The organism is Ignisphaera cupida (genome assembly GCF_030186535.1).
GTDB lineage: Archaea > Thermoproteota > Thermoprotei_A > Sulfolobales > Ignisphaeraceae > Ignisphaera > Ignisphaera cupida.
Window position 1 is genome coordinate 223,115 of record NZ_JASNVW010000003.1, and the last position, 13,610, is coordinate 236,724.

The 13,610-nt window shown below is 39.1% G+C and carries 19 protein-coding genes; 12 read left to right on the forward strand and 7 right to left on the reverse strand.

Annotation, left to right across the window (positions count from 1 at the left end):
• The first annotated feature begins 45 nt into the window (after positions 1–45).
• On the forward strand, positions 46–765 hold the full coding sequence (locus tag QPL79_RS06405) for a purine-nucleoside phosphorylase (protein ID WP_350309093.1): 720 nt from the start codon (positions 46–48) through the stop codon (positions 763–765).
• Position 766: 1 nt separating this feature from the next.
• Here the strand turns inward: QPL79_RS06405 and QPL79_RS06410 are convergent, their stop codons facing one another.
• Positions 767–1,090: a hypothetical protein gene (locus QPL79_RS06410; protein WP_285273975.1), complete on the reverse strand. Its 324-nt coding sequence runs from the start codon at positions 1,088–1,090 to the stop codon at positions 767–769.
• 288 nt (positions 1,091–1,378) lie between these two features.
• On the opposite strand from QPL79_RS06410, the gene QPL79_RS06415 reads away from it, so the two are divergent.
• Positions 1,379–1,900, forward strand: a complete 522-nt coding sequence (locus tag QPL79_RS06415) for a hypothetical protein (protein WP_285273976.1) — start codon at positions 1,379–1,381, stop codon at positions 1,898–1,900.
• A 69-nt stretch (positions 1,901–1,969) separates the two neighbouring features.
• Here the strand turns inward: QPL79_RS06415 and QPL79_RS06420 are convergent, their stop codons facing one another.
• Positions 1,970–2,122, reverse strand: a complete 153-nt coding sequence (locus QPL79_RS06420) for a hypothetical protein (protein ID WP_285273977.1) — start codon at positions 2,120–2,122, stop codon at positions 1,970–1,972.
• Between the two features lie 782 nt (positions 2,123–2,904).
• On the opposite strand from QPL79_RS06420, the gene QPL79_RS06425 reads away from it, so the two are divergent.
• The 7 genes from QPL79_RS06425 (at position 2,905) to QPL79_RS06455 (ending at position 8,250) form a co-directional block, all read left to right on the forward strand.
• Positions 2,905–3,369 carry a hypothetical protein gene (locus tag QPL79_RS06425; RefSeq protein WP_285273978.1) on the forward strand — a complete coding sequence of 155 codons (465 nt, stop codon included), beginning with the start codon at positions 2,905–2,907 and terminating at the stop codon, positions 3,367–3,369.
• 155 nt (positions 3,370–3,524) lie between these two features.
• Entirely contained in the window at positions 3,525–3,746 is a 222-nt protein-coding gene (locus tag QPL79_RS06430; protein WP_285273979.1) for a hypothetical protein, read from the forward strand.
• 481 nt (positions 3,747–4,227) lie between these two features.
• Complete coding sequence (locus tag QPL79_RS06435; RefSeq protein WP_285273980.1) at positions 4,228–4,461, forward strand: AF_0619 family ribbon-helix-helix protein; 234 nt, start codon at positions 4,228–4,230, stop codon at positions 4,459–4,461.
• Positions 4,458–4,604, forward strand: coding sequence for a PIN domain-containing protein (locus tag QPL79_RS06440; RefSeq protein WP_285273981.1), 147 nt, complete (start codon positions 4,458–4,460; stop codon positions 4,602–4,604). The genes QPL79_RS06435 and QPL79_RS06440 overlap by 4 nt, the downstream gene beginning before the upstream one ends.
• A 399-nt stretch (positions 4,605–5,003) precedes the next feature.
• On the forward strand, positions 5,004–5,279 hold the full coding sequence (locus QPL79_RS06445) for a hypothetical protein (protein ID WP_285273982.1): 276 nt from the start codon (positions 5,004–5,006) through the stop codon (positions 5,277–5,279).
• 183 nt (positions 5,280–5,462) lie between these two features.
• The gene (locus tag QPL79_RS06450) at positions 5,463–7,028 is read left to right on the forward strand and encodes an ATP-binding protein (RefSeq protein WP_285273983.1); all 1,566 of its coding nucleotides are present in this window, start codon (positions 5,463–5,465) and stop codon (positions 7,026–7,028) included.
• Positions 7,018–8,250 (forward strand): DNA double-strand break repair nuclease NurA, encoded by a 1,233-nt coding sequence (locus QPL79_RS06455; protein WP_285273984.1) that lies wholly within the window; start codon positions 7,018–7,020, stop codon positions 8,248–8,250. Before QPL79_RS06450 ends, QPL79_RS06455 begins: the two co-directional genes overlap by 11 nt.
• A gap of 33 nt (positions 8,251–8,283) precedes the next feature.
• Here the strand turns inward: QPL79_RS06455 and QPL79_RS06460 are convergent, their stop codons facing one another.
• The 4 genes from QPL79_RS06460 to QPL79_RS06475 are packed head-to-tail and all read right to left on the reverse strand — an operon-like array spanning position 8,284 to position 9,548.
• A complete protein-coding gene (locus QPL79_RS06460; protein ID WP_285273985.1) occupies positions 8,284–8,829 on the reverse strand; it encodes a zinc ribbon domain-containing protein in 546 nt (181 codons plus the stop codon).
• 30 nt (positions 8,830–8,859) lie between these two features.
• The gene (locus QPL79_RS06465) at positions 8,860–9,018 is read right to left on the reverse strand and encodes a hypothetical protein (protein WP_350309094.1); all 159 of its coding nucleotides are present in this window, start codon (positions 9,016–9,018) and stop codon (positions 8,860–8,862) included.
• Between the two features lie 33 nt (positions 9,019–9,051).
• Positions 9,052–9,309: a hypothetical protein gene (locus tag QPL79_RS06470; protein WP_285273986.1), complete on the reverse strand. Its 258-nt coding sequence runs from the start codon at positions 9,307–9,309 to the stop codon at positions 9,052–9,054.
• Positions 9,303–9,548 carry a hypothetical protein gene (locus tag QPL79_RS06475; protein ID WP_285273987.1) on the reverse strand — a complete coding sequence of 82 codons (246 nt, stop codon included), beginning with the start codon at positions 9,546–9,548 and terminating at the stop codon, positions 9,303–9,305. Before QPL79_RS06475 ends, QPL79_RS06470 begins: the two co-directional genes overlap by 7 nt.
• 379 nt (positions 9,549–9,927) lie before the next feature.
• Here QPL79_RS06475 and QPL79_RS06480 point away from each other — a divergent pair, with 379 nt between their 5' ends.
• The 3 genes from QPL79_RS06480 to QPL79_RS06490 all read left to right on the forward strand — a co-directional run bounded on the left by QPL79_RS06480 (position 9,928) and on the right by QPL79_RS06490 (position 12,794).
• Positions 9,928–10,632 carry an ATP-binding cassette domain-containing protein gene (locus QPL79_RS06480; protein WP_285273988.1) on the forward strand — a complete coding sequence of 235 codons (705 nt, stop codon included), beginning with the start codon at positions 9,928–9,930 and terminating at the stop codon, positions 10,630–10,632.
• The gene (locus QPL79_RS06485; RefSeq protein ID WP_285273989.1) at positions 10,610–11,797 is read left to right on the forward strand and encodes a SufB/SufD family protein; all 1,188 of its coding nucleotides are present in this window, start codon (positions 10,610–10,612) and stop codon (positions 11,795–11,797) included. The genes QPL79_RS06480 and QPL79_RS06485 overlap by 23 nt, the downstream gene beginning before the upstream one ends.
• Positions 11,798–11,921: 124 nt before the next feature.
• Complete coding sequence (locus tag QPL79_RS06490; protein WP_285273990.1) at positions 11,922–12,794, forward strand: helix-turn-helix transcriptional regulator; 873 nt, start codon at positions 11,922–11,924, stop codon at positions 12,792–12,794.
• Here the strand turns inward: QPL79_RS06490 and QPL79_RS06495 are convergent.
• Positions 12,778–13,503, reverse strand: coding sequence for a molybdenum cofactor biosynthesis protein (locus tag QPL79_RS06495; protein WP_285273991.1), 726 nt, complete (start codon positions 13,501–13,503; stop codon positions 12,778–12,780). The genes QPL79_RS06490 and QPL79_RS06495 overlap by 17 nt on opposite strands.
• Between the last annotated feature and the right edge of the window lie 107 nt (positions 13,504–13,610).

The following is a 13,610-nucleotide window of genomic DNA, read 5'->3' on the forward strand; positions in this document are numbered from 1 at the left end:
TTATATCTTTATACAAGTTCTCAATATTTATTGGTGGAAAGATTGATTGGACCTATACATATAAAGGCTAAGAAGGGAGATGTTGCGGAAAGAGTCATAGTTGCTGGTGACCCTGCAAGAGTTGAGCAAGTTTCTAAAATGCTTGAAAATCCTAGAGTTGTTAACACAAATAGGGGCTTTATAATATATACTGGAGCATATAAAGGTGTTCCAGTATCTGTTGCTGTTCATGGTGTTGGACACCCATCATCTATGCTGGTTGTTGAAGAGCTTGCAATGCTTGGTGCAAAAGTTGTTATCAGATTTGGTACATGTGGAGCCATGGTGAAGGGCCTTAAAATAGGAGATATTGTTATACCAACAGCAGCTGCGTATTATCCTGGTGGAGCATTTTATCAATATTTAAAAGAGGCTGTTTGCACAGCTACAGCTCCTCATTTCGATGTTTTGAAAACACTTGTTGAGGAAACTCAAAAAGCTGGTGTAAACTATGTTCTAGGACCTGTTGTAAGTAGTGATGCATTCTATGCTGAAGACCCAGAATTTGTTAAGAAGTGGACTAGTAGAGGTATTGTAGCTGTTGAGATGGAGTGTGCAGGACTTTTCATGCTTGGTGCTATGAGGAATTTAAAAACAGGTGCTCTTCTAATGGTTAGCGACTCTCTTGTTGAGGAATTGGGGTTTGCATCAGCTGAAGAGCTTAGAGAATATGTTAACAGAGCTTCTAAAATAGTTCTAGAGGCTTTAATAAAGATTAGTGCATAGCCTACACAATTCTCAAAAGAATATTACAACTTTTTAATATTTTATAAACAAGATCTACAACCTTAACAACATCAGCAGCCTTCTCTCCCTCAATGCTAATCTGAATAACAAAAACCGTTGGTCTACCAACAAATGGTGGTTGAGAAAACTGCCTCGAGGTCTCAACTGGACGCGTCTTAACCAAGACATTGTCAAAGTTGCATACAAACGATGCCTGAGATCCTGTGCAAAACCCGTGCAATTCTATACCTTCTCTCAGCTTCGATATACATACCTGTTCTTCTGGCAAACCCTGCAAAGATGCCTCTACAACAACACTAAACAATTTTAATCACACAAAACTTTCACTTTATTCTCAAAAATATTAGCTAATATAAAAACATTTTCTTGGCGATATTTTTGTGATTTTAGTGTCCAAGAGACGTTGGAAAGCTTGTTGACGTTATTACATCTGGTTCTAGAACTTGTGAAGACAACGATACCAGAGCAAGATGTTTGGAAAGGCTTAAACAACACAACTATAAATATAGTCTTAAACAATACGCTTCTGGATGAATTTTGGTAAAGGCACCTAAGTCACAAAGAAAAATCGAATCTAAGTGTAGATGGTAATGTGATAGTCGGCACCCCTGTTGGGGATATTGGCACACCCCTGAGGTGCTCAACAATCGTCAAAACAAGGATGTTTCCAATAGAAAAAGATCTGAATAATGAGGTTGATCTAAGCGTCCTGGGCAAGATCATAGCTAAGAGCATAAGGGTTGAGCTAGTAAATGTAACACGCTCGGAGATGAGGCTAAAGATTGAGCTAACAGTGGAGAATCGGCTCAAAGCAATACTGCTCTACATCAAGGGGGTTGTGTTCAGCATTGAAACAGCAACTATACAGCTGGGCTATTGGGAGCAGAAGGCTGTAACCGGAGAAACAGATACACTAGTCTTCACAGCTACAATAGACAATTCGAAGACACCCAAGCTGTGGTACAATCACATAGGAAACAGAGAGAAAAACAGATATAGTAATCAAGGTGTGGTTCAAACAGAGGTGATGGGGAGAACCATTGAGATATTCAAAGAAATACCATTAGCAATAACCACAAAACTTGAAACAAACATATTCAAGTATAGAACTTGAGGATTAGGAACCTAGGTTTAGCAAATGCCTGTAACCTTCTGTAAACATTTTTCAATCACCTATTTTATCTCACATCATTGCCTTCATTTTCTTAGACTCAACATCTGCTAGAGAAGTACTTGGAATAGTCCAGAGGTTCCCATATCCACCCCCACACCTGATTGTTATTGCATATGAGAATATACCAAGCGAATCACGATATTTACGTTGATTTTTACCCATATACACCAAGGCTTTAAGGCTGAACTATGTTAGGCATTAAGCGCGCCACTGCACCTATAACCTCTATACATATCTTCCTCTACCCCTTTCCACTGCTTCTTCGATTCTACCCCAACCTAAGGATTCTTGGCAGTGCCAATCCATAGTTAGCTGCATGCCCAGCTAGAAAACTTCTCAAAAGTCTAAAATGAAGCAAAAAGATTAATATAATAGTATAAAGGCCTTAGTACTCAATGTAGTTAATGTGGAGGTGTTGTAAATATCTTTGACACTGTTTTTATTCAATAGATAGCTTTATTAGTATAAAATCTCATTCCCTTAAATTTTATAAATATGTATGCAGCTCCCACCATAACTACTATAGACATTCTTGAGGATGTGGCTCTGGTTAACCCTGGTACACGGTATGCCATAGCTGATGAACTAGTGGCTAATAGGCTAGGTTCAAGGCTTCAGAACTTATAGCCACCTAACCTCTTTCTCAAGACACGAAACCCCTTGCCACGAAGCCACAGCAAAGTCGATCACTGCTAAAGAGAAGACCACTCCATAGAGCTACACATGAGTTTGTAGATTTGCTGGGTATACACATGATTTAATTCCAAATTTATAGACGGGTAGCAGCCTTCTCCTAACCAGCGGTTTGAATAAATAAACAGGTTTTGTCCAAGGCCCTAACAACCATGATCATCATCGCAACAGCTGCTCCATTAACCATATTTGCATAAATTTTTTAGCTCTACCGCCACAGACTCTATATACCGTAACTAATTGTGAGCACATTGCAGTCGCCATCGAGGGAGAAGAAGATGAAGTTAAGGATTTCGGCTACAGGCCTGGTTCTTCTCCTCTACATTATGTTTTGGATAGTTTTTTTAAGCTACAATGAGAGGCTTGTAATACGTGCTATAGATTCTATTGGCACTGCAAATGCCCTCATACTATCGACAATTCTGCTTATACTCAACGCATATGTGCAAGGAAAGCTCCTATTGCTTTACCAAAATCACTTGATAAGCCTTGGGTCATATGCTGTAGCATCATTTCCTGTAGCTCTTGTATGGGTACTTTCATTTTATGTACTTCCAAGAGCTGTGGCAAAGATTCTAAACATCGACATCACATTTGCCGTGATAATAATCTCGCGGATAATCACTGTGTCAGCTCTTATTATAGCTATTACATTTCTGATAAAAAGATTCACACAGCAAAAACGAAAGCCAGTGGCAAATGGTCTAGCCAGCTGAAAAAAGATGTGTGCATTAAGCAACAAACCCTCTACTAATAACTTTGCAGCAGAGGTTATCGCCGAAGGCTTGCAGCACTAGAGGTTGTAGCCTATTTGCCGCCATGGCTAAGGCGATGAAATTTTTGAGGTTTTGCAACACATGGGTTGCTGGGCTTGCATGTCTCTATGGAACCTCTTAGTAAATCTAGAAGCTTTGCCAGGGCATTTTTATGCTTCTCTATGTATGTAATAGCTGAGTTAGTTGCTGCTATACCTGGCTATCTACTTGTCTTCAGTGTTCTTCCAAGGTTCATCAGATATGCAGAGCCTTGGGGATATGAAGACTCTTTCCACTATATTTGCACATTTGTGGGAAGTGACAATGATATTGATTGAGACTAGGTCTAAGAGTAGACGCTGCCCCCGACTCCTCTTAAGGCTTAACTAAATCAGTTAGGGCACTTGGTGAGGCATTGTAAAGTGTAAAGGCTTTAGTTAGGTGGTGAAGTGAAATGGGGTTGTATTGACTCTAAATAGGGTGGAAATACCAAGTTTTCTTCAATGCACAGATGAGTTCACATATACCTAGGCAATTGAATCTACCCAATCTTCGCTTCTACAGGTCCATGCAAATAGTAGACTAGGTTGTGGAGGATATGAAGAGTTGTAGAACCCTAAATAGCAAAACATTTACTTGAGACTGTTTTCCCAATCTATTCTATATAGCCGTGGCAAGTAGAGGATGATACCCAATAGAAAGAGTGTGTAGCTGTGGAGGAAGCCTTACTAAGATTTATTTAGAAGAATAGTTTTCAATGTAGGTAGTTGATAAAATTTTATGTGACCTGTTTCTGTAATGTATATACGGTGTATATACATGGCTGAGATCTTTGCTGTTAGGGTTCCAAAGGAGGTTAGAGAGAAGATGAGGAGGTTTAGGAAGGTTAACTGGAGTGAGGTTGTGAAGGAAGCTATTTTGAATAAGCTGAGAGAGCTCGAGGAGTTGGAGAGGATGAGGAGAGCTGCTGAGGCTATGGATAGGATTAGAGAGGAGATGCTGAGGAGTTATGGTCCTAGCGACTATGATTCTGCTGATGAGATTATGAGGTGAAGGGAGAGAAAATAATTGTTGTTAATGCTAGTGTAGTTGTTAAGTGGTTTACACCCGAAAGATATTTCGAGAAAGCTGTAGAGCTTAGAGATATGCATTTAAAGGGCTTGGTTAGATTGATGGCTCCGAACCTCATACTATAGAAGTAGCTAATGCACTTAGATTCCATAAGGTATACAAGTTCTCTTCAAACCACATAATAGAAGCTGTCAAGGCTATCGCAGATCTAGGGATAGCAACAGAACCAGATGTCTATACATGGACTATAGCTGTAGAACTCTCACTCAAAACAGGCATCAGCATCTACGATGCTGTATACACATCACTAACCATAGACAGAAAAGCTCTTCTTGTGACAAGCGACGAAAAATTCTATAACAAACTAAAAGACCTAGCCAATATTGTTCTATTGAGTGAGATAGATAACCACCTTCCCATCTAATGCTCTTTAGTCGAAGGGCCTAAGCATCACTACACCAAGCATGCAACAGCAGCTCTAAAAGATCTGAGAAAAGTCAGAATCTTTGTGGTAATAGCGTTTAATGAATATCCATAGACTAGTTACATTTTCAACTGTAGGCATATACTCATATCTGATATCAATAGTAAAGCCTCTGACTCATCTTCCATTCAAATCGTCTTCGTATGCCATCTACATACCTTCTCTCAAAGAGAACAAGCCATGCGACAATGCGTTAAAGAAGTCTATAGCCTACTCCAAAACATTGGTGGGAGGTTCAACACCCTCTTTCCTGAAACTCTTCAACAGAAACTTTATTGATCTATTCCTATCGAATCTCTCAACAATGACTTTATAAATGTATCTACCATATAGTGACCCGCTGGATCATCTAATTTGAGAAAGTTTCTAAGTATGTCAATTTCAGAGCCTGCTACGATAAAAACTATGTTCTCTGGATTGTTCTATAGGGTTACTTTCGCTTTACTCTCTCCTCAAAAATATTGTTTAAGAACAACTTTAGTCACGTGGGTTGAAATCTTTGTGGAGCTGGAATCCAAGGAATATCGGTAGGCTTGTAGGTGTTATCACATCTGGTGCAAGATCATCGATAGCACCTGTGAGAATTTCTAGAGAGGCAATGGACTATGTGAAGGATGAGATGCTGGCTGTGGTTGACGACTTTATCGAGGGCAGGAGGTTCCTCGGAGTGTTTAAGAGTAGCACTAAAAAGGATCTTGCTATAGATGTAAATGTTCTTCCAACAGTTTTCGATCCCGAGAAAAGCCACAGCTTCTCAGCACCCCTTATGCACAGCTATGTTGAGATCATTGGTGAGATAAACCCTGGTGGTGGGGTGTCCCTCAGCTTTGCGATACCGAGGCCTGGGAGCAATGTATACACGGTTGATAGAGGTGATGCACTATCAAATATACTAAAACTTCCCCAGGGCCTCTTCATAGGCTATCACAAATTCGCTAATCTAGAGATAAATGTTAATCCAATTGCCTTGGACTACCACATAGCTGTTTTGGGTGCTACTGGATCTGGCAAATCTAGATTAGTGAAAGCAATTATCGAAGAGGTTTTGAGAAAGGTGCCAAACTACAAGGTAATCATATTTGATCATACAGGTGTTGACTATGCCGATCTATCTAGATGGGTAGGCCTAGAAGATTTGGTTACAGTTATAGACTCGTCGAAGATAGTTCTAGACCCCGATATCATAACCGAGATTCTTTCTGATCAAATGGGTCTAAAAAAATCTGATCAACAAGAATATGTCTATGGAGCAGTAATCGAATATATTAGAAGTGTCGTTGAGGAGCAAGCTAATTCTACACGTCTACCAATAAAGATGAGGAGCACTGGAAAAAGAGATGAGGACACGGATGTCGAAGAGATTCTGAGGAGATATAAAGAGCTTAGCTCAAAGGGGCTGTTTAAATGGAGCTTTAGCCAGTTTGTTAAAGTCCTCAGCGACTATCTTTTATCTCTGAGTGCTAGGAAACAAACCATTGAGAAGCTTCAGCTACTGCTATACACAAGGGTTGGGAGAGGCTTCTTCGAGCAGAACCTCTCTAGAAGATCTATTGTGATTGACGATGTTGTCAGAGATTTTCTTGGTGGCAATGGTAGAAGAGTTATAATAGTTGATTTGTCTACAGAGATAGAGTATGGAGCTAAGAACGCAATTGTGCACCAATTTATTAGGAGAATATGGGAACACATTCTATACAGAAGAAGTAAAGCTAATTTAGTGGCTGTAGTTGACGAGGCACACAACTATTGCTGTGCATATGGATGCGACCCTGCAAAAGATATTATTGCTAAGACCAGTAGAGAGGGTAGGAAATGGGGATTTGGACTAATTCTATCCTCGCAAAGGGTAATAGATCTTGCACCAGAGATTAGGGGGAACATAAACACTGTTTTCTTCTCAAGGATGCAAACATCTGGAGACTATAACGAGTTGAGGAATTGGCTAGAGGGTGTAGAGTATATGGAGTATACACTTCCACTTCTATCACCAAGGGAATTCTTCTTCACGGGCCTGGGCAACCTACTTAGAAGACCACTTCTGGTGAGGGTCAGAGATGTTTCATGAAGATGAGGAGGTTTCTGGGAGATCCATAGAGCTAACAGACGAGAATCCAGAGCTCACAACAGCTTTAGTTGAAGCTGCTAGAGACATTATAAACAAGGTCTATGCAAACTATGCAAAGCCTGCTCTAGAGAATAGAGATAGGATCAGAAGTATCCTAGAAATCAAGAGATTCTCTGGGTCTTTGGAGCAAGGCAGTAAAATAGTTATAGCTGTTGATAGTACTTGGAGCAAGCCTGTACTGGAGATAGTATCCGGGGTCTTTGGGGTTGTAGCCTCAGGATATGTTGTTGTTGGCCCTAGCGGCACCTCATCTTATGAGATATGCAGAGTGGTGTCGCTTGTTGGAAATAGTGAAAAACATATTAATACTGCTATAGAGATCTCAGCAAAGATTATGGAGTATGATGCAGCTGCAAAGGCTTTGGATAAGCATAGTTATGCAGATATGGTTATGCTCGACGGATCTCTGTACTTCTCAACACGCCCATCTTTCTTCAAACCAGCTAGAGAGGTACATGGGGATCCCCTGGAGAATGTTTCGAACATCGATGAACTTATTTCGATCAGCTCAGCAATGCTGCTAAAACTGTTTAACAAGGCCGATAAAGCTCATGTGCCTGTTGTTGGAGTTGTTAAAAGGGTTTCAAGCACGTTCATAGCATCTTATATCGAGAGATCAGACCCTGAGCTTGCTAACAGGCTGAGAAAATTAAATGATAAGGTGATGCTCAGCTATGTTCTTGAGCCAGGAGAATACATTGTGATAAGCAGCTATCTAGACATCTTTAAGGAGCATTTAAACATTATGAAGAGATTTTCAAAAGCGTTGAAACATAGAAGAATACAGGCAATATTGGATACAATTGAAATGTGTGTAAGCGAGGAAGCAGGGGAAGAGCTGAAGAAGCTATGCAACGCAATGAAAGAAACAGCAATAATATTCTATAAACCGCCTAGCGACATGGTCTATCCCCAGGCTATAAGACTCGATGTCTACCCTAAATCGAGAATCGATGAGATTGTGAAATATGTGATGCTTAACACATCTCAAAATGCTGTGCCAATACCGATAGACTATGCTGATAGATTTATACGCCTAGAGTCAACATCCATAAAAAGGCTTTACAGTCTCATACTAAATTATGGCATTAAAGAAAAAAGCAATGCATTAATAGCACTTGGGTTAACAAATCCACAAAAAAGCTATTTGTTTATGCTCTGACCTCCTCCCCGCCCTTAAGGGTGAGGGTTCCCTTTAGTGTGGGGAGGTCTGGGCTACATTCCGGGCCTCCACCCGGTTTAGCCTCGCGCCCGGTCTTAGGCGCGTTACCCCTACCCTGGTTAGTGCGGGGCTTGGGGATATGGCTCTTCTCTTTGAGAATATGTTGAATGCTCCCACGAGGTCTGCGTTGAATACTTTGTTATGCTTATAGCATTTGAGCAATCCTCTATATATTCTCTCATGATTTTCTATTGCTCTGCATATTGGGCATGTTCTCGATGTGTCTTTCTCATCAACATACTCTACTTCAATACCATATTCCTCTCCAACCTCTTTCACCCTTCTTAATAAGTAGCCATAGCTCCATATATGCATCACCTCGAAGTTTATCTTGGAGCCTTTACCAGGCTTCTGAGAAACATACTTTGAATATCCTATGAATATCTTCCTCACACCTCTATGGTATAACCATTCTATAGAGTTTCTAACAGCCCAGTCTATGTAGCATTTGATCTGCCTTCTCCACTTCTTAAACATCCTCCTAAGCCTCTTAGAAAACTTCAAACCATATCTATTCAAAGTACTCTGGTAATCAGAGATTTTGCTCCTTCAGTAGAAGCTTATGGATTTCAATGACCTTCCATTCACTAGCAGTGCAGATCTATCCTCAACATATATGGCTAAGAGGTTATTAATACCTATATCTATTCCAGCTTCTCTATCTCCAAGAGGTTTGAGAAGTATTCTAAGGATGCTGCCTCTTACTATCCTCCTCTCAACCTCGTATGATACGTGTACATATCACTTCTTCTCGTCATGGTCATAGTGTATCTCAGCTCTACCCTGCCTCCCAGCTATATGTATCTTCCCAGAATATCTAATCCTAATAGATCCAACAGCTCCCAGGCCCTTGATAATTATGTATTCACCCTCGATTCTATACTGATCGTTTCTAAGCACAGTCCACAACGTTTTCCTCCCACCCCTCTTCCTATACCCCGGTGGATTGACCCTTGCCATGAATGGTGGTGTTCTGCCCTCCTTTCTAGCCTTTAGCAATCCGAAGAAGGATCTCCAGGCTCATCGTTTTTATTCAGGATTTGCTGTGCTGTAGCAGAACCTATTAGCATTTTGTACTTCTCGTAAAACTTCTTGTATGTGTTCCTAAGATCCACTCTTTTGGTTTCGAAGAACTGTCTTCTCCTAGCATAGTTGACCTCATTCCAAAGCTTAGAGGATAGACTGCATAAAGCTCTCAACCCCGCCTCAGTCTCTTCATCTAGCAGCAGCCTCAGCATCACCACTCTCTTCAAGATACCACGCTCGGAGCCCTGACGGGCATAGAGATAGATTGGCCATCTCTATATTGCAACCGCTAGAGAGTAGCCCGCCAAGACCCCGAAGATATAGAGGATAAAGAGCTTATAAACCTTAGCCATCCCCGTCCTAAAGAGCAAGGCTTTCAGTTGTAAAGAATTCAACACTTTTCCTATGTATTTAAATGCTGTTCTTTTCTTAAAGTTCTTTACATTGCTTAATAAAAGAGTGGAAATACATGGTTTTTTAAAAGCACTACTTTTTTGACACAACCTCTAGAAACGCCATAGAAGTTTTGCAAGATATGCTTAATACTTATTAGCAGAAGAATAATTTCTTCGAATCTATAGGGTGCTTGATGTGAGTGTGCTATTGCTTAAAAATGTTAGCATAGCTGTTAGTGAGAAAATCGTGCTTGAAGATGTTAATATGTCTGTTGAGAAAAATGATGTTGTGTTTCTTCTAGGTCCCAATGGGGCAGGTAAAACAACTTTGCTAAGAGCTTTAGTGGGTTTTCCTGGTTACAATATTGTGTCTGGTAGAATCTTTTTTGAGGGAGAGGATATAACTAACACTAGTATGGAGACCAGAGTTTCTAAAGGTATTGCCATAGCTCATCAAATACCACCGAAATTAATGGGTGTAAGAGTTAGGCAATTGCTTGAGGCTTTGTGTCACAAGAATAAATGTGATGTGTATGAAATAGCTGATGATCTTGGTATACTGCATCTTCTTGATAGAGAATTTGGCAAGGGCTTTTCAGGTGGTGAGCTTAAAAGAGTTGAAATAGCGACTTTACTAGCACAAAAACCTAAGCTAGCTCTTATAGATGAGCCTGATAGTGGTGTTGATGTTGATTCTATTGAAATTGTGGCTAAAGCAATTAAAAAAGTTATAGAGTTATCTCCTTATAAATCAGCTATAATAGTTACTCACTCTGCATTGATATCGAGATACATAGAGCCTACAAAGGTTTGCATCATAGCTTCCAAAGCCATAAGAGCTTGCAATGGTAAGGAGCTCATAGACGAGGTGTTTAAGCATGGGTTTAGGGAGCTGGCTTAAAGAAATAGAGACTAGGGCTCGTGAAGGCCTGAACAAACCCTCACCCTATGGCATTGATGTTGATGTAACACAGTTTCTAGAGGTTAAAGAAGGTAAGCCTAGCTTAGATGAGTCTAGGGTTAAGGAGGTGGGTGTGGATCTTTCAGCCAAGGCTCTTTATACACAAGTTGATCAACTTTATTTTAAGTATCTTAGCAAAATACCAGGGGTAGAGGTTATGAAAATAGAAGACTTTGTGGAGAGTAATAGAGATGAGGCTAGGGAATATGTTTGGAAACTTATTGATCCAGGCAAGGATAAGTATACTGCTTTAGCTGCTCTTAGAGGTAGAGGTGGATATTTCATAAGAATTAAGAAAAATACTAAAGTTGAAGAGCCTATAATGGCCTGTTTATTTATGAGTATAGGGGGTTTGCAAGCACCACATAATATTGTCATTGCTGAAAAGGGTTCTGAAGCAACTGTTTATACTGGTTGCACCATAGCACCTGAAGTAATAGGGCTTCATGTAGGTATATCGGAATTTTATGTTGAAGAGAATGCAACTCTTAGATTTGTAATGGTTCATTCATGGAATAAGGTATCTCATGTAAGACCGAGAACAGCTGTTTATGTAGGACCTAATGGTAAGTACATTTCCTACTACGTTAATCTCTCAAAGGTAAAAACACTTCAAACATATCCAATTGTCTATTTAAGTGATAATGCATATACATATTTAGCATCTATAATACTTGGTTTAGAGGATTCTGATATAGATGTTGGTAGTGGAGCTAATCTCAATGGAGAAAACGCTGCTGCAGAAATAGTTTCAAGATCTTTAGCAAGAGACAGTGCTAAAATAGTTGCTAGAGCCTCTATAATGGGTAGACATGGCAAGGGACATATAGACTGCAGAGGCCTTATGCTATCGGATAAGGCAGTTATTAGAACAATACCAGAACTCTATGCATTAACCCCAAACACTATCTTAACTCATGAAGCTTCAATAGGAAGACTAGCTGAAGATGAAATAAACTATCTCATAAGCAAGGGATTTGCAAAGGACGAGGCCATAGCAATTCTTTTAAGAGGGTTTATAAGTGTTGAGATTAAGGGTTTACCTAAAAAAGTTCAAGAATATATAGAAACCGTGGAAAAGCTAACAGTTGAAAAAAGCATGTAAATAGTCAAAATAGATTCTTTCTACTCTTTCAAGAATCTAACCTCATTACATTGCCCAAAAATATATAAAAACACCTATATATTCTTATTATAAAGAATACTGATCATGATTGTGGTGTAGTTAATTGTTAAAAGAAAAAGTGGTTATGTTAAAACTTGCAACTCTATTTATGTTTCTGCTAATTGTGAGTAGCTTGGTCTTGGCATATTCAAAACCTGTTAGTGTTATATACATAGATAGCAATGGTGTTGTACACATCAATGCTACTATTTATCTAACAACAGGTTTAAACATTATTTATTTACCAGCGCCTCCAGTTATTGAAACAGTTTCTATTTCCCTAAATGGCCAAGAACTACCTTTTCTATATAATAGCAGTGCTAATGCATTATATGTAGTGGCTTTCACTAGTGGAAATTGCACTATTAACTATGTGGCAAATGTTAGTATTGAAAACAATGTTTTTACACTTCATCTCTCAAATGGGTATATGTATAGGTTATTACTTGATCCAAACATAATTTTGTTAAATGTTCCAAGAAACATATCTAGATATGGATACATAAACAGGTCTATACTATACATAGAGTTTTCTGATAAGCAAGTTATAAGCTACATTGTAAAGCCACCAGCAACTGTATCAACTCCAATTACAACACAAAAAACTGAGATGCCACAACAATTTTTATCTTCAGCATTCTTGTTCATAGTTATAGCCTTGGCTATTGTAATTGCCTTGTCACTCTACATTTATTTTATAAGATTTAGAGGTGGGAAAGGAAAGGAATTGGAATTATTAAATGAAGTTGACTTAGCAATATTGAGAGCTCTTGAAAAGAGAGGTGGATCTGCTCTTCAATCAGAGTTGCAAAAAGATGTTGCTATTCCAAGAACAACCCTGTGGAGACATGTAAGGAAGCTTGAAAAACTTGGCTATGTTAGAATTGAAAAGGTTGGTTTACAAAATAGAGTTGTTTTGGTTAAGAAACTTCGCTAGACTTTTTAATTCTCTTTCCATCTCCAATTACATAGAAATATCCATCATCTCTTTTCTCAAGCTTATATATAGGAACCTCGTGCTTCACTCTTTCCAAAACTCTTGACAAGGTATTCAAAGCATCTTTTCTATTTTTAGAGGCAACGAGTATGTACAAAGTTTTTTCACCTGGTTTTGCCAAGCCAACTCTATGCATAATTTCAATAGCCTTGACATCTTCCACCATGCTTTCTTCCAATGCTATTTTTTCTAAGGCTTTTGTAGCATATGGTTCATAGGCATCGTAAACAAGCTCCTTAACTTTGTGACCTTCAACAACATCCTTAACAACTCCTATAAAGATTGCTATAGCGCCTACACCCTCTCCACCAAGCCTCTTCAGAACACTCTCAATCCTAGTATTAAAATCTATTTCACTATCATCTTTAAACAATTTAGCATAAACATGCTTAGATCCGCCAGAAGCAGGTGGCAATAATGCTATGTCATCTCTCTCACTAACTCTGGTGGAATCTGTAGCAACAATGCCATTAACCATGAAAATTGGTTCAATACTATTCATCAATTCCCTAAATTTATAACTCATATTTGATAAAATTTCCTTGAGTTTTGCAATAGTGATTTCGTTTCCATCATCTACTTGAATTTCTATCTCCTTTGCATTAAATGCTTCTCTAAATATTGAAAACAATTTAACCTTTAGCTTCATCAGCCGAAACCTCCTCTAATCATCTACTCATTCCACCCTACGAGTTCATCACTAGAATTCTTTTAAGAATAAAACTTAATAACTTTATATGTGTTATATTAATGTGG